Raw genomic sequence first — 16248 nt, 5'->3', positions numbered from 1 at the left:
TTTGCCGTGGGGGCGTGGCAGGTGCACCCAGCACCGATTGCCGTTCCGTCAAGGTCTGAGTGTTGGGTTGTTCGGACGAGTCTTCAGCGGACAACGCGCGTATTCCGACTAACACCACAATGACGGCAAGTCCGCCCACGGTGAGTCGTATTAATATATTTTTCTGCATTTCCTACTTCTTCTTTAGCTCAACGCCTCTCTGGTGCGGCGGGATCGGTGCCATGCGCACAAAGTAGATGAGTTGCCCGGGTTACCTCAATCGGCACTTTCTGAAATTGGGGCAGGAAATTTCTGCTTGGTGCAGGTGCGGCTTCCAGGCGGCGTGAGGTCGGGTGCCGGCTGGTCTACCTGGTCCGCGACAACGAAAACCCGACAGATATCCTCGTTCTGGCGGCTGGCCGGAAGGTGGCGTTGCCGTTTCTGCATACATTGGGGCAAAGCCGTTGTCCAGCGTTGCGGCTGGGATGGGAATCGCCCCTTTTTCTCACGAGCAGGAGGGGGCCACGATGGCGCATAATCCCGCACTCGCACATCCACCCCGAAGGAGCAGTCCGTGTCCGTGCAGGAAGTCAGCTACGACCACGCCATCGAGCTAGCCAACGCAGAGCGCTACGATGAAGCGCTGGTCATTCTCGACCAGCTTTCGCAGGCGCAGCCTCAAGTGGTGGATTTCGACTGCCTGCGGGCACGCCTGCATTTTGACCGCGGCGACGCGCAGGCCGCCTTTGCCGTGCTCGATGCGGCGCTGGCCAAGCTGCCCGGGCTGCCGCTGCACCCGGCGCACCGCTGGTCCTCGCGCGGCGTGATCGCGCATCGCTACGGCATGCTGCTGATGGGGATGGAGCGCTTGCAGGAGGCGCTGCCCTGGCTGGAAGAGGCCGCGCTGCGCAACGGCTTGTCCTCCGGCGAGTGGAGCGCCCGCCTGCATGCCGGGCTGGTGCATTACCGGCTGGGCAATTTCGCCGCGGCCGGCGCTTATTGGTATGACCTGCTTTATCGCGCGCCGGATCTTGGCGCCGAAGACATCCTGGGCCAGGCGCTGGCCCACGTGAAGGCCGCCGGCGACGAGGCCGAGCCGATGCTGCGCCTGTGCCTGGCGCGGATCGGCCTGGACAACCCTGACCTGCTGGAGCTCGACGAGGCTGCGGGCGATGCGCTGGCCGCCGAGCAGGCCGCCATCGTGCTGGCCAGCCAGCCAGACCACCCGCATGCCCGCCGCATCCGCGCGCCGCTGCGCTACCGCGCGGGCGAGCTCGATGGTGCCTGGGACGATTTCGCCACCTACCAGCGCAAGGCGCCGGACCCCAAGGCGCAGGTGCGCGAGCTCGAATGGCGCCACCAGTCCGGCGAGGCCGAGCCTTGGCTGCGCTTTGCCTTTGTCGAGGGCGCGACGGATGCGACCGGCTACTACAACGCGGGCGTGGCGCTGGCTGAGTTCATGGACGCGGTGCCGGCCGCCGAGGCGGCGTTGATGCCGCACCTGATCAAGGCCTATCGCCTGGGCCTGGCGCGCTTCGAAGCCTACTTCGCCACCGGCGAGGGCGGCTACGACGACGCCGATCCCCATATCTACTCGTTGCTGTGCCACAACCTGGCCACCCGGCTGGAAGGCGAGGGCAACCGCGCGGAGCGCATCGCGCTGCACGAGAAGGGCATCGCGGTCAGCGAATTCATCGAGCACTGGATCGACCTGCTCGAGTGCCTCGAGGCGGCCGGCCAGCACGGCAAAGCCGTGGAAGTCGCGGGCGACGTGCTCAACCGCTATCCGCTGGAGCGCGATCCGGCCAACGTGGGCTGGATCTTCAGCCGGCTGATGAGCACCTGGAAGGCCATTGGCGGCACGGAAGTGACGTCAGCGGCCCGTGATGCGCTGGCGCACATGGATGCGCGCGCCGACGCCTTGCCGGTGGAGGAACGCAGCCAGACCGCGCACGCGCTGGCCCACGCCCGCGCGCACTTCGCGGGGCTGCTGCGCAACGCCATGGACAGCATGGACCAGCACGACCGCACCGACGCGCAGGCCGAGATCGAGGCACTGCAGCGCCGTGCGCTGCTGATCGAGGACGCATGGCTGTGCAACCAGTTCGGCATGGTCTGGCGTGGCCTGGGCGCGCCGGAGCGCGCGCTGCCACTGTTCGAGCAAGCCATCGCGCTGACCGCCGACGATCCTGCGGACCAGGCCTTCCCGCGCCTGCAGCGTGCGCTGATCCGCAACGGCGAGAAGCAATACGCCGAAGCGCTGACGGACTTCGAGGCCGCCTTTGCCGCGCGCAAAGGCTGGGATGGCGAGGCGTATCTTGGCGCCGTCGAGGCCGCGCTGGGCCTGGAGCAGCGCGAGACCGCGCTGGGCTACTTCGACAAGGCCCGCGCGAGCGGCGCCGCGCAGGGCAAGACGCGCTCACTCTATGCCCGCATGGAAACCGGCCTGCGGGCGACGCGTCCGGGGTGGAAGTTCTGGGGCGTGTAGCCGGCGGGGGCCAGCGGCATCACCGGCCCGGTTACGATAAAAAACGCCATCCCTGTAAGATGGCGTTTTTTTACGTGTGAACGCGTCACGTTGACAGCAAATTCCGTGCCTCTGTCGGACAAACTCCGACATGGAATGTCATGTGGCTCCGTTACCATATAGCCCATGAATGGACTGAGCCAATTGTTTCCAAGCCTGCCGCTGGCACCGGGCGGGCTTTTCTGGGTCGGGCTGGCGCTGGTGGGCGCCGGCCTGGCGGGCGAGGTATGCCGCATGTACCTGCGGCTGCCCCGCATCGTCGGTTACGCGGCCACGGGCCTCGCCGCTGGCATGCTCGGCCGCGGCATCGTGGACGAGGACATGATCGCGCAGACCCGCATCCTGATCGACATGGCGCTGGCGCTCGCCCTGTTCGAGCTCGGGCACCGGCTCTCGCTCACCTGGCTGCGGGCCAATCGCTGGCTGCTCTTCACCAGCGCCTTTGAAAGCCTGCTGACCTGGGGCCTGGTCGCCGCCGTGCTGCAATGGATCGGCGTGAGCCCGGCGGTTGCCATCCTGGCCGGCGGCATTGCCGTGAGCACCTCGCCCACCATCGTGCTGCAGCTCAAGAACGAGCTGCGCGCCGAAGGGCAGGTGACCGAGCGGCTGCTCGCCATGGCCGCGCTGAACAGCATCTACGCCGCCGCCATCGTCCAGGTCGCCACCGGCTGGCTGCATTCCGAATACGGCAACCTGGGTGCGGCGCTGCTGCATCCGCTCTATCTGCTGGTGGGTTCCTGCCTGCTGGCCTGGGGCGTTGGCAAGCTGGGCCACGCGATCTATGCGCGCATGGAAACGGACGATCACTACAGCTTCCTGGTGCTGGTGGGGCTGGTGCTGTTCACGCTGGCGCTCACGCGCGTGCTCAAGCTGTCGATGCCACTTACGCTGATGCTGGCCGGTGTGGTGTTCAAGCACCAGGACAGCCAGCCGCGCGTATGGCCGGCGCACTTCGGCAGCGCGGGCAGCTTGCTGATCATCGTGATGGTGGTCTCGCTTGGCCTGCCGCTGACGGCGCACGACTGGGCCATCGGTGGTGGCGCCGCCTGTGTGCTGGTACTGCTGCGTCACATTGCCAAGCTGGCAGGTGTCGTCTCGCTGGGTTCGTTCTCGGGCCTGAGCATGAAGCAGTGCGTGGCCCTCGGGCTTGCGCTGGCACCCATGTCGGGGCTCGCGTACTTGCTGATGAGCGATATCGCGCTGCTGTATCCCGCCACGGGTGAGCCGCTGGCAGCCATCATCCTGTGCACGCTGGCGATGGAGCAGTTGCTTGGGCCTACGCTGGCGGGCTGGGCACTTCGCTATGCGGGCGAGGTCAGACGCAATGGAGGAGGGCGCTGATGTCACTCGAACCGTTCAAGCATTCCGAGGCGCTGACGTTTGGCGTGGAACTGGAACTGCAGCTCGTCAACCGGCATGACTACGACCTCGCGCCGTTCGCGCCGGATTTGCTGCGTGCGCTGAAAGGCGCGCAGCACGCCGGCGACATCAAGCCCGAGATCAGCCCTTCGATGATCGAGATCAGTACCGGCATCTGCAAAAGTTATGCACAGGCGCTGGACGAGCTGGGCACCATGCGCGACCTGATGGTCGACGCCTCGCGCTCGCTCAACCTCGGCATCTGCGGCGGCGGCACGCACCCGTTCCAGCAATGGGCCGACCGCACCATCTCGGATTCGCCGCGCTACCAGTATATTTCCGAGCTCTATGGCTATTTGGCCAAGCAGTTCACGGTGTTCGGCCAGCACGTGCACATCGGCTGCCCAAGCGCCGACGAATCGCTGTTCCTGCTGCACGCTATCGGCCGCTACGTGCCACATTTCATCGCGCTGGCCGCCTCCTCTCCCTATGTGCAAGGGGTGGACACCGGCTTCGCCTCGGCACGCCTGAATTCCGTTGCCGCCTTCCCCATGAGCGGGCGCGCGCCGTACCTGCTCACCTGGGACGCCTTCACCGCGTACTTCAACAAGATGCGCAACACGGGCGTGATCGAGAGCATGAAGGACTTCTACTGGGATATCCGTCCCAAGCCGGAGTTCGGCACCATCGAAGTCCGCGTGATGGACACGCCGCTGACCGTCGGGCGCGCCTGCGATATCGCCGCTTACATCCAGGCGCTCGCGCGCTACCTGCTGCTGTCGCGCCCCTTCATGCCGCAGGAAGACGACTACCTGGTCTACACCTTCAACCGCTTCCAGGCTTGCCGTTTCGGGCTGGAAGGCGAGTACGTGCACCCCAATGAGCTAACCCGGATGCCCATCGCCGACCACATCATCTCGATCTGCGACGCGCTGGTGCCGCATGCCGAAGCGCTGGGCTCGCTCGATGCGCTGGCCAACATCCGCGCGCTGGCGCAAAGCCGGAACGGTGACGCGGAGCGCGTGCGCCAGATCGAAAGCACCACGCGCAGCCTGCGCGAAACGGTACGCCAGACCTGCGACAGCTGGGCTGGCTGACTACGCCTGCGCGCCCACGTACACCGGCTCGCAGCGCAGCTCCGACTTCACCGAGTTGGCAATGAAGCAGGCTTCGTGCGCCGTGTGATGCAGGTGTGCCAGTTCCTCCCGGGTCGGCTGGCGCTCGCCGCTGAAGGTGACCTCCGGCCTGAGCGTGACCACCGTCATGGCCATCCGGCCTTCCGCGTTCTTCGCCATGGTGCCGACCGCGGCATCGAAGTAGCGGTCCACGCAGAACCTGTGCTTGGCGGCGATGGAAAGGAACCACAGCATGTGGCAACTGGAGAGCGAGGCAACGAAGGCTTCTTCGGGATCCACGGCGGCGGCGTCCGACATGGGCAGGGGCACGACATGGGGCGATGAGGATCCGGGTACTTCCACGCCGCCGTCGAAGCGCAGCAGGTGCTTGCGGCTATAGCGATTGCCGAGGAAATCCTGCTCGCCACGTTGCCAGAGGATCTCTGCGGTGTACTGGGCCATGTCTTCTCTCTCCATTCAATTGCCTGCCAAGGCCGGATACCGGTTACCGAAGACCAGATACCGATTGCCTGTCGCTTCTCGCACGCGTGCGTCACGCCCCGTGCGGCACGCTTTCGCCATCCCGCAGCCCGAGCCGCTGGTTGGCGGGGACCGCCACATCGATCAGCTTCGGCTTGGGCAGGTTCAGTTGCCCCATCATCTCGATGAACTGGGTACGCGTGCGCCCGGCCACGCGGCTGTTGTTGGCGCGCTCGAAGCCGATGGTGGATGCGGTGCGGCCCTTGTAGTCGTGCGCGGGGTAGACCACGGTGTCGTCAGGCAGGGCGAAGAGTTTCTGCGTGAGGCTGTCGTACAGCGTGCCGGCGTCGCCGGACTGGAAGTCGGTGCGGCCGCAACCGTCGATCAGCAGCGCGTCGCCGGTGAAGACGCGGCGCACCGGGCCGGCGGGCGTGGGCTCTTCCCACAGGTAGCTCATGCTGCCGGCGGTGTGCCCCGGCGTATGGATGGCGCGCAGCGTCTGCGTGCCAAACTGCAGCGTGTCTGCGTCGATCAGCTGCTTTTGCGCGGGTTGGATGTCGCAGCCCGAGGGGGCTGCGGTACGTGCACCGGTTTGCAGTGCAACATGGCCGGCCGAGGTGATGTGGTCCGCATGGGCATGGGTTTCGACCACCCACGCCAGCGTGGCGCCACAGGCCTGCAGCAGCGCCATGTCGCGTTCCAGCTGGTGGTCCACCGGATCGATCAGCAGCGCCTGGCGCGTGGCGGCATCGATCAGCAAGTAGGTGTAGGTGGACGAGGTTTCGTCAAACAGCTGATGGAAGGTCTGCATGGCCATGCCCGCTAGTGGGGAAACGCTACATGATAGCGCCGCCAGCGTGCGCAATCAGCCGATCGTCAGCACTTCGCTGATCTGCATCACGGGAACCGCATCGGTGTAATTGGGGATGTCGAGCTGCAGCTCGTTGCCGGCTGCCTTGGCGGCAGCCACGAAGTCAGGCACGGACTCGAACAGGAAATGGCACATCACCGTGAAGGCCGGATCGGAACCCGGCGCGCCCGCGCCCAGACCGCGTTCCACCGCCACGCCGCGATAGCCCGGGTGCGCGCCAAACAGCGCGATGGCGCGGGGCATGTGGCGCTGCAGGTAGTAATCCATGTCGAACTTGCCGCCCTTGCTGTGCGGATAGAGAAAGCTGATCTTGATCATGCCGGACTCCAGTTGGATCGGATTGGATTGGATTGGGGTGAATGCCCGGCAAGCGTAGCAGAAAGCGCGCATTCGCTTGCGCTGGCGGGCCGGCCTCAGCACTCCACTATGTTCACCGCCAAGCCGCCACGCGCCGTTTCCTTGTACTTGGTCTTCATGTCGGCGCCGGTCTCGCGCATGGTCTTGATCACGGAGTCGAGCGACACATAGTGCATGCCGTCGCCGCGCAACGCCATGCGCGCCGCGTTCACGGCCTTCACCGAGGCCATGGCGTTGCGCTCGATGCAAGGAATCTGCACCAGCCCGCCGACCGGGTCGCAGGTCAGCCCGAGGTTGTGCTCCATGCCGATCTCGGCCGCGTTTTCCACCTGCTCCGGTGTGCCGCCCATCACGGCGGCCAGCGCGCCGGCGGCCATCGAGCAGGCCACGCCGACCTCGCCCTGGCAGCCGACCTCGGCGCCGGATATCGAGGCGTTGAGCTTGTAGAGCATGCCGATGGCGCCGGCAGTCAGCAGGAAGTCGATCACGCCCTGCGGGTTGGCGCCGGGCACGAAGCGGTCGTAGTAATGCAGCACGGCCGGGATGATGCCGGCGGCGCCGTTGGTGGGTGCGGTGACCACGCGGCCGCCGGCGGCGTTTTCCTCATTGACGGCGATCGCATACAGGTTGACCCAGTCGATCACCGAAAGCGGATCGGCCAACGCGCGCTCGGCGTGCTCGGTGAGGTTGCGGAACAGGTCGTGGGCGCGGCGCTTGACCTTGAACGGCCCGGGCAGCTCGCCGTCGGTGCGGCAGCCGCGCGCCACGCAGGCTTGCATCACGGCCCAGATCTGCAGCAGGCCGGCGTTGACCTCGGCCTCGCTGCGCCACACGCATTCGTTTTCCATCATCAGCCGCGCAATGCTCTTCTTGCTGGCGGCTGCCATCTCCAGCATCGCGCGCCCGCTGCGAAACGGATGCGGCAACTGCTGGTCAGCCTCCAGGATATGCGTATTGGCTGCGCCGGCCGTGATGATGAAGCCGCCGCCCACCGACAGGTAGCGCCCCTCGCGGATGCGCTCGCCGCCAGCATTGAAGGCGTGGAACTTCATGCCGTTGGGATGCTCGGCCATGGCCTCGCGGCGGTAGAAGACGATGTGCTCCTTCTCCACGAAGGGCACGGGATGGGTGCCCAGCAGCGAGAGCGTGCGGCTGGCGCGCAGCGCGGCCAGCCGCAAGTCGATGGTGTCGGGGTCGATGGTGTCGGGCGCTTCGCCCAGCAAGCCGAGGATCACGCCCTTGTCGGTTCCGTGGCCGCGGCCGGTGGCGCCAAGCGAGCCGTACAGTTCCACGCGCACGCTGGCCACCTGCGGCAACAGGCCATCGCGCGCCAGGCCCTGGACGAACATCAGCGCGGCGCGCATCGGACCAACGGTGTGCGAGCTTGATGGGCCGATGCCCACCTTGAACAGATCGAAGACGCTGACAGCCACGGTAGGCTCCTGGGGTTGGCTCGCGCCGGGATCAGACCGGCGCGTCCGTGTCCTGATTGATGGGGGCGCGCCACAGCGAACCCGCCGCATTGGGCGGCGTGGGTGGCGCGTCTTTCTTGACCAGCACGCTGATGGTGCCGTCGTTCTCGAGGATCGCGAAATGCACATCGGCGACACGCTCGCACCCTGCATGGCGCAGTGCCTTGCGCAGGTCGTCGCGGGTCACGAAAGCGCGCTTCATCACGTCACCGAAGACCATGCCGTCGTGGATCAATACCTGCGGGCGCCCCTCGACGACGTTCTCGAAGCGCCGGCTGCGCCAGCTCAGCCACGCCAGTACAAGGTTGGCGCCGACCAGCGTCACCGCCAGAATCAACCCGGCCGTGACCGAGTTGTCCCCGGCGTTCATGGAGTTCTGCACGGCGTTGGACAGTACCAGCAGCAGTACCAGGTCGAGCGAGGTAAGCTGCCCGATCTGGCGCTTGCCAGACAGTCGCAGCAGCACCAGCAGGCTGCCGTAGACGATCAGTCCGCGCAGGACGAATTCCCACCATGGGGCGCTGAGATTCCACATGCGTGCTCCGTGTTCCGGGCACGGCCGGGTGGCCGCGCATCCACACAGAGCATAGCGCGAGGGCGATGCGCCGGGGCCGCCGCAACGCGCAGCCGCCCCGGCCTCATGCCAGCTTACTCTTGCGCGTACTCGCTCATCGGCACGCAGGCGCAGAACAGGTTGCGGTCGCCGTACACGTTGTCCGCACGGCCAACGGGCGGCCAGTACTTCTGCGTGCGCAGCGCGGCCACCGGGTAGGCGGCTTCCTGGCGCGTGTACTTGTGTTCCCACACGTCGGCGGTGATCACCGCGGCGGTGTGCGGTGCATTCTTCAGCGGGTTGTCCTCGCGGTCGAAGGTGCCGTCTTCCACGCGGGCGATCTCGGCGCGGATGGCGATCATCGCGTCGATAAAGCGGTCCAGCTCATGCAGGGCCTCGCTCTCGGTCGGCTCGATCATCAGCGTGCCCGGCACCGGGAAGCTCATGGTGGGGGCGTGGAAGCCGTAGTCCATCAGGCGCTTGGCCACGTCCTCGTTGGAGATGCCGGTGGTCTTCTGCAGCGCGCGTACGTCCAGGATGCACTCGTGCGCCACCAGGCCGTGCTGGCCGGTGTAGAGCACGGGGAAGTGCGGCGACAGGCGGCGCGCCACATAGTTGGCGGCCAGGATGGCGTTCTCGGTGGCGGCGGTCAGGCCGGCCGAGCCCATCATGGCGATGTACATCCACGAGATCGGCAGGATGCTGGCCGAGCCGAACGGCGCGGCGGACACGCCGCCGATGCCCTGGTCGTCGCGGCGATAGCCCACGCTGTCCTGGTTGGGCAGGAAGTCTGCCAGATGCGCGCCGACCGCCACCGGGCCAACGCCCGGGCCGCCACCGCCGTGGGGGATGCAGAAGGTCTTGTGCAGGTTCAGGTGGGACACGTCGCCACCGAACTGGCCCGGCGCGGCGGTGCCGACCATGGCGTTCATGTTGGCTCCGTCCACGTAGACCTGGCCACCGTGCTTGTGCACGATGTCGCAGATCTGCTGCACGCCCTGCTCGAATACGCCGTGCGTGGACGGGTAGGTGATCATGATCGCGGCGAGGTTCTTGCTGTGCTGCTCGGCCTTCTTCGCCAGGTCTTCCAGGTCGACGTTGCCGTTCTCGTCACAGGCCACCACCACCACCTTCATGCCAGCCATCTGTGCCGACGCCGGGTTGGTGCCGTGCGCGGAGGACGGGATCAGGCAGATGTCGCGGTGGCTTTCGCCACGGCTGGCGTGGTACGCATGGATGATCAGCAGGCCGGCGTACTCGCCTTGCGAGCCGGCATTGGGCTGCAGGCTGACCGCGGCGTAGCCGGTGGCGGCGCACAGCATGGCTTCGAGCTGGTCGATCATCTCGCGGTAGCCGACCGTCTGGTCCAGCGGCGCGAACGGGTGGATCTTGCTGAATTCGGGCCACGTCACCGGGATCATTTCGCTGGTGGCGTTGAGCTTCATGGTGCACGAGCCCAGCGGGATCATGGTGCGGTCCAGCGCCAGGTCCTTGTCGGCCAGCATGCGCAGGTAGCGCAGCATTTCGTGCTCGGCGTGGTGCGTGTTGAACACCGGGTGCGTCAGGTAGGCGCTCTGGCGCGCCAGGCCGGCCGGGAACGCGTCTTGCGCGGCGGCTTCGAGTGCATCGAAGCTGGGCACCGGCTTGCCGTGGGCGAAGATTTCCAGCAGGGCGACGACGTCCTCGCGCGAGGCGGTCTCGTCCAGCGAGATGCCGATGCGGGTGGCACCGGCGTGGCGCAGGTTGATGCCCCGCGCGGTGGCCGAAGCGTGCAGGGCTTCGGTGTTGAAGCCGGTTTCCAGCGTCAGCGTATCGAAGAAGGTGGCGTTGGTGCGCGCGTAGCCCAGTTGTTCCAGGCCGCCGGCCAGCGTGGCCGTCAGGCGGTGCACGCGCTGGGCGATGCGCTTGAGGCCTTGCGGGCCGTGGTACACGGCGTACATAGAGGCCATCACGGCCAGCAGCACCTGTGCCGTGCAGATGTTCGACGTCGCTTTCTCGCGGCGGATATGCTGCTCACGCGTTTGCAGGGCGAGGCGATACGCCTTGTTGCCTTGCGCGTCGATGGTCACGCCCACCAGGCGGCCGGGCATGGAGCGCTTGAAGGCATCCTTGACCGCCATGTAGCCGGCGTGCGGGCCGCCAAAGCCGAGCGGCACGCCAAAGCGTTGCGAGTTGCCCACCGCCACGTCGGCGCCCCACTCTCCGGGCGCGGCGATCAGGGTCAGCGCCAGCAGGTCGGCGGCAGCCACCACCAGGCCGCCGGCAGCGTGCACCGCGTCGGCGATGGCGCGGTAGTCGGCCACATCGCCGTTCACGCCGGGGTACTGCAGCAGCACGCCGAAGGCATGGGCGCCGGCCGCTTCGGCGGCGGGGCCAACCTTGACTTCGATGCCCAGCGGCAGCGCGCGGGTGCGTACCACTTCCAGCGTTTGCGGCAGCACGTCGTCCGCGACATAGAAGGTGGTGGAGGCGTGCTTGTTGACGCGCTGCAGCAGCGTCATGGCTTCGGCCGCCGCCGTGCCTTCATCCAGCATCGACGCATTGGCGATGTCCAGGCCGGTCAGGTCGGTCACCATCTGCTGGAAGTTCAGCATGGCTTCCAGGCGGCCCTGGGAGATCTCGGGCTGGTAGGGCGTGTAGGCGGTGTACCAGGCCGGGTTCTCGAAGATATTGCGCAGCACCACGCCCGGTGTCAGCGTGTTGTAGTAGCCCTGGCCGATAAAGCTCTTGAGCACGCGGTTCTTGCTGGCCAGCCCACGCAGCTTGGCCAGCGCGGCTTCCTCGGTCAGCGGCGCGGTGAACTCGCCCAGCGGCATGCCGTCGCGGCGGCGGATGGCAGCGGGGATGACGGCGTCGATCAGCGCGGCGCGGTTGTCATAGCCGAGCACCTTGAGCATGTGCTGTTGCTCGGCGGCATCGGGGCCGATATGGCGGGAGGCGAAGGCGTCGCGCGCCTCCAGTTCGGCCAGCGTGGGCCGGGCAACTTGGGCGGCAGTCATGGGCAGGGGGGCGTTCATGGCAAGAATCTCGTGGAAGCGGTGCGGCGGGTGGTCGGCCCGGTCCGCGTCGCGGCAGTCTTTATCCGTCATTCCCGTGGCGCGGGAATGACGATCTGGCATCAGGCGCCGACGTTGGCCTTATAGGCGTCGGCCGACATCAGGCCGTTCACGTCGTCGCTGTTGGCCGGCTTGAGCTTGAACAGCCAGGCGTCGAAGGCGTCGGCATTGACGCTTTCCGGCGAGGCGGCGGCGGCGTCGTTGATGGCGATCACTTCGCCTGCCACCGGAGCGTAGATGTCGGATGCGGCCTTGACCGACTCCACCACGGCCAGCGCGTCGCCGGCGCCGACCGACTTGCCCACTTCCGGCAGTTCCAGGAAGACGATGTCGCCCAGCGCGTCCTGCGCGTGGTCGGTGATGCCGATGGTCAGCGTGCCGTCGGCTTCGACGCGCACCCACTCATGGGACTCGGTGTATTTCAGGTCGGCGGGGAAATTCATGGGATTGCTCCAGATTCAATTTGTTATTCAGCGCCCGCCGGGGGGTGTCGATGTTCGACGGGGTAACCGCCGGCGGGCGCGCTGTGACCGGTGCGAGCGTTCAGCTCACGAGTGCCTTGCCATTGCGCACAAACGGCAGTTTAACCACAGTCGCGGCGAGTTTGCGGTCGCGGATCTCGACCTGCACCTCGGCGCCGAGCGCAACGTCGAGCGGCAGGCGGGCAAAAGCGATGGATTGGGACAGCGAGGGGCTGAAGGTGCCGCTGGTGATTTCGCCTTCGCCAGCAGGGGTGATGACCTTCTGGTGGGCGCGCAGCACGCCGCCCGCTTTTCCGTTGGCCGGGCGCAGGATCAGCCCGACGAACTGCTGGGTCTTGCCGCCGGCGACCAGGGCCGCCTTGCCGGTGAAGTCGCGTTCGCTTTGCAGGTCCACGGTCCAGCCCAGGCCGGCGTTGAGCGGCGAGGTGTGGATATCCATGTCCTGGCCGTACAGGTTCATGCCGGCCTCCAGGCGCAGCGTGTCGCGCGCGCCCAGGCCCGCCGGGCGCACGCCCTCGGCGATCAGCTTTTCCCACAGGCCGGCCACGTTCTCGGCTGGCACCACCAGCTCGAACCCGTCTTCGCCGGTGTAGCCGGTGCGTGCCACCATGACTTCGCCAAGGGCGGGGTCCTGCACCACGACGGCGTTGAACGGCTTCAGGGCTTCGCTGGGTTGCGTCGAGGGGAAGGCGCTCCACACCTTGGCGCGGGCATTCGGGCCCTGCACCGCAACGATGGCCAGCGGGTCCACGCCGTCGGGCGCATTGTCGTGGCGGCGCGGCGTGATGCGCACGCCGCTATTGGTGGCGGCGTTGCGCGCGGCGATCCATTCGATATCGTTGTTGGCGGTGCCGGCGTTCACCACCAGGCGGAAGTAGTCCTCGGCGAAGAAATAGACGATCAGGTCGTCGATGACGCCACCCTTCTCATCCAGCATGCAGGAGTACAGCGCCTTGCCCGGCGTTTGCAGCTTGTCGACGTTGTTGGCCAGAAGGCCGCGCAGGAAGGGGCGCACATTGGCGCCCTTGAGGTCGACCACGCACATGTGCGAGACGTCGAACATGCCGGCATCGCTGCGCACGGCATGGTGTTCCTCGATCTGGGAGCCGTAGTTGACCGGCATGTCCCAGCCGCCAAAGTCGACCATGCGGGCGCCGAGTGCGCGGTGGATGGCGTTGAGGGGCGTGGCCTGGAGCGTCATGGAATCCTCGGGGGAAGGCAAATCTCGGTTCGAAAACGAAAAAGGGCCATCCGCCGCAGGATTCGGCGCGCCATGGCGCTGCCAGATCCGCTGCGGCGGATGACCCCTCTGTCCTCGATACCTGAGAGATTACAAGGCGGGATTCCAATTGAACTGCCGGAAATCCAAACCTTGCGCGCCCCTTCGGTGGGCACGCTCACCAAGGCTGTCGACGGAATCGATCAGTGGCGGGTGCCGCTCTCCAGAGTACGGCGTGCATCGTGTGCATGTTGCAAGCCGATCCAACCAGTCCATGGTGCCTGAGAGTTTTCGGGTGATACCCCTTCGGCGGCGCAAGATCTGCGCGCTCTCCCGGTCGGATGGCGCGACTCTACAGCCAGCCTCGGGGGCTTGTCAACGCGCTCGCGCGCCAGCCCGGGGGCAGCCGCGGGCCGGCTGGCCGGCGTGTTAACATCTGCGGCTCCGATGGCTTTTGCTGTGCCACAGGCTTCACCCGTGGCCTTGGCCGCGCCCGTGCATGTGCTGCCTTTGCCATGCGCAAAAGCCCGCGCCCGCCTTGCCGGCCATCCCGCCACCCAGCACCACCACCAGCCCTCACCAGCCCTCGCATGACCCACGGACTCAACCCTGCCCAATCCGAAGCCGTTCGCTACCTCGACGGCCCCTGCCTGGTGCTCGCCGGCGCCGGCTCGGGCAAGACTCGGGTGATCACGCAGAAAATCGCCCACCTGATCGAGGACAAGGGCTTCCAGCCCAAGCACATCGCCGCGGTGACCTTCACCAACAAGGCCGCCAAGGAGATGCAGGAGCGGATCGCCAAGCTGATGGAAGGCAAGACCACGCGCGAGGGCAAGCGCATTCCCATCAAGCAGATCACGGTGAGCACCTTCCACTCGCTGGGCGTGCAGATCCTGCGCGCCGAGGCCGAGCACGTGGGCCTGAAGCCGCGCTTTTCCATCATGGACTCGGACGATTGCTTTGGCATGGTGCAGGAGCAACTCGCCTCCACTGACAAGAAGCTGATCCGCAGCGTGCAGAGCACCATCTCGCTGTGGAAGAACGGCATGGTCGATCCCGAGACCGCCATCGCCCAGGCCGACAACCCCGACGATCACCAGGCGGCGCTGATCTACCGCAACTACGTGGCGACGCTGCATGCCTACCAGGCAGTGGACTTCGACGACCTGATCCGCCTGCCGGCGGAGCTGTTCGCGCGCAACGAAGAGGTGCGCCTGCGCTGGCAGAACCGGCTGCGCTACTTCCTGGTGGACGAGTACCAGGACACCAACGCCTGCCAGTACCAGTTGCTCAAGCAGCTCGCCGGTGGCTCGCACCTGCGCGCGCCGGCTTTCACCGCGGTGGGTGACGACGACCAGGCCATCTATGGCTGGCGCGGCGCCACGCTGGACAACCTCAAGCTGCTGCAGACCGATTTCCCTGACCTCAAGGTGGTCAAGCTGGAGCAGAACTACCGCTCCACCGTGCGCATCCTGGAGGCGGCCAACGCGGTCATCTCCAACAATCCCAAGCTGTTCGACAAGAAGCTGTGGAGCGAGCACGGCATGGGCGACCCCATTGCCGTCAACCCGATGAACGATGAGGAGCACGAGGCGGAGTCGGTCGTGTTCCGCCTGTCGGCCCACAAGTTCGAGCGGCGCGCGCAGTTCCGCGACTACGCCATCCTGTACCGCGGCAACCACCAGGCGCGGCTGTTCGAGCAGATCCTGCGCCGCGAGCGCATTCCCTATGTGCTCTCGGGCGGGCAGAGCTTCTTTGACAAGGCCGAGATCAAGGACATCTGCGCCTACCTGCGCCTGATCGCCAACCCGGACGACGATCCCGCCTTCATCCGCGCCATCACCACGCCCAAGCGCGGCGTGGGCAACACCACGCTGGAAGTGCTTGGCACCTTCGCCGGCCAGGCCAAGGTGTCGTTGTTCGAGGCGGCCATGATGGGCGGCATCGAAGGCAAGCTCCAGCCGCGCCAGCTGGAGCCGCTGCGGGTGTTTTGCGAAGCCATGGTGCGCCTGGCCGGGCGCGCGGCCAGCGATCCCGCCACCCAGGTGCTCGACGACATGATGGAAGGCATTCATTACGAGGCCTACCTGTACGACACCTTCGACGAGCGCCAGGCCCAGTCGCGCTGGACCAACACGCTGGAATTCCTCGACTGGCTCAAGCGCAAGGGCACCAAGCCCGAGGCCACGGGCGAGGGCGAGGAGGCCACCGGCTTCGACACTGCCGATGGCTTTGGCGACGAGGGCAAGAACCTGCTGGAGCTGACCCAGACGGTGGCGCTGATGAGCATGCTCGAAGGCCGCGAGGAGGATCCCGACGCGGTGCGCCTGTCGACGCTGCACGCCTCCAAGGGGCTGGAGTACCCGCACGTGTTCCTGGTCGGGGTGGAAGAGGGCATCCTGCCCCACTGCCGCGAAGACGAAGACATGAGCGACGAGAAGATCGAGGAAGAGCGCCGCCTGATGTATGTCGGCATCACACGCGCGCAGCGCAGCCTGCACCTGAGCTGGTGCAAGAAGCGCAAGCGCGCCCGCGACACCTACTCTTGCGAGCCCTCGCGCTTTATCGGCGAGATGAAGCTCGAAGAGGCCCCCGCGATCAAGGACGAAACGCCCACCATGAGCCCCAAGGACCGCCTGGCCGGCCTCAAGGCCTTGCTGGGAACGCCAGGCAAGACCTCGGCATGACCGGCCCCGGCGGGTGTTGCGTGCCCCATCCCGGTGCCAATCGTACAAAGTCGATACATTAGCCTACAAGCGGGACATGACCCCCGCCCGA

12 protein-coding genes and 2 riboswitches are annotated in these 16248 nt (G+C 66.5%); of the genes, 4 read left to right on the top strand and 8 right to left on the bottom strand.

What is annotated here, in order from left to right; translation table 11 throughout:
* Positions 1 to 553: 553 nt before the first annotated feature.
* From F7R26_RS19950 to F7R26_RS19940, 3 genes are all read left to right on the top strand, one after another.
* Positions 554 to 2467, top strand: coding sequence for a tetratricopeptide repeat protein (locus F7R26_RS19950; protein WP_150987497.1), 1914 nt, complete (start codon positions 554 to 556; stop codon positions 2465 to 2467).
* A 165-nt stretch (positions 2468 to 2632) separates the two neighbouring features.
* Positions 2633 to 3847 carry a cation:proton antiporter gene (locus tag F7R26_RS19945; protein ID WP_150987495.1) on the top strand — a complete coding sequence of 405 codons (1215 nt, stop codon included), beginning with the start codon at positions 2633 to 2635 and terminating at the stop codon, positions 3845 to 3847.
* Positions 3847 to 4962, top strand: coding sequence for a YbdK family carboxylate-amine ligase (locus tag F7R26_RS19940; protein ID WP_150987493.1), 1116 nt, complete (start codon positions 3847 to 3849; stop codon positions 4960 to 4962). The genes F7R26_RS19945 and F7R26_RS19940 overlap by 1 nt, the downstream gene beginning before the upstream one ends.
* Here the strand turns inward: F7R26_RS19940 and F7R26_RS19935 are convergent, their stop codons facing one another.
* The 8 genes from F7R26_RS19935 to gcvT form a co-directional block, all read right to left on the bottom strand.
* A complete protein-coding gene (locus F7R26_RS19935; protein WP_150987491.1) occupies positions 4963 to 5442 on the bottom strand; it encodes an OsmC family protein in 480 nt (159 codons plus the stop codon).
* 91 nt (positions 5443 to 5533) lie between these two features.
* A complete protein-coding gene (locus F7R26_RS19930; RefSeq protein WP_043352461.1) occupies positions 5534 to 6271 on the bottom strand; it encodes an MBL fold metallo-hydrolase in 738 nt (245 codons plus the stop codon).
* 54 nt (positions 6272 to 6325) lie between these two features.
* Positions 6326 to 6649, bottom strand: a complete 324-nt coding sequence (locus F7R26_RS19925) for an EthD family reductase (RefSeq protein ID WP_150987489.1) — start codon at positions 6647 to 6649, stop codon at positions 6326 to 6328.
* A 95-nt stretch (positions 6650 to 6744) separates the two neighbouring features.
* The gene (locus tag F7R26_RS19920) at positions 6745 to 8121 is read right to left on the bottom strand and encodes an L-serine ammonia-lyase (RefSeq protein ID WP_150987487.1); all 1377 of its coding nucleotides are present in this window, start codon (positions 8119 to 8121) and stop codon (positions 6745 to 6747) included.
* A gap of 31 nt (positions 8122 to 8152) precedes the next feature.
* Complete coding sequence (locus F7R26_RS19915; protein ID WP_150987485.1) at positions 8153 to 8695, bottom strand: DUF421 domain-containing protein; 543 nt, start codon at positions 8693 to 8695, stop codon at positions 8153 to 8155.
* Between the two features lie 113 nt (positions 8696 to 8808).
* Positions 8809 to 11730: an aminomethyl-transferring glycine dehydrogenase gene (gcvP, locus tag F7R26_RS19910; protein WP_150987483.1), complete on the bottom strand. Its 2922-nt coding sequence runs from the start codon at positions 11728 to 11730 to the stop codon at positions 8809 to 8811.
* Between the two features lie 101 nt (positions 11731 to 11831).
* A complete protein-coding gene (gcvH, locus tag F7R26_RS19905) occupies positions 11832 to 12212 on the bottom strand; it encodes a glycine cleavage system protein GcvH (RefSeq protein WP_150987481.1) in 381 nt (126 codons plus the stop codon).
* A 100-nt stretch (positions 12213 to 12312) separates the two neighbouring features.
* Complete coding sequence (gene gcvT, locus F7R26_RS19900; RefSeq protein ID WP_150987479.1) at positions 12313 to 13452, bottom strand: glycine cleavage system aminomethyltransferase GcvT; 1140 nt, start codon at positions 13450 to 13452, stop codon at positions 12313 to 12315.
* Between the two features lie 98 nt (positions 13453 to 13550).
* Positions 13551 to 13707: riboswitch (glycine riboswitch) on the bottom strand.
* Between the two features lie 21 nt (positions 13708 to 13728).
* A riboswitch (glycine riboswitch) is annotated at positions 13729 to 13816 on the bottom strand.
* A gap of 244 nt (positions 13817 to 14060) precedes the next feature.
* On the opposite strand from gcvT, the gene F7R26_RS19895 reads away from it, so the two are divergent.
* Positions 14061 to 16157 carry a UvrD-helicase domain-containing protein gene (locus F7R26_RS19895; RefSeq protein WP_150987477.1) on the top strand — a complete coding sequence of 699 codons (2097 nt, stop codon included), beginning with the start codon at positions 14061 to 14063 and terminating at the stop codon, positions 16155 to 16157.
* Positions 16158 to 16248 lie beyond the last annotated feature (91 nt).

The organism is Cupriavidus basilensis (assembly GCF_008801925.2).
In the GTDB taxonomy this organism is placed as follows: domain Bacteria; phylum Pseudomonadota; class Gammaproteobacteria; order Burkholderiales; family Burkholderiaceae; genus Cupriavidus; species Cupriavidus basilensis.
The sequence above is the reverse complement of the archived record's forward strand: the minus strand, read 5'-3'. Positions and strand labels throughout refer to the sequence as shown.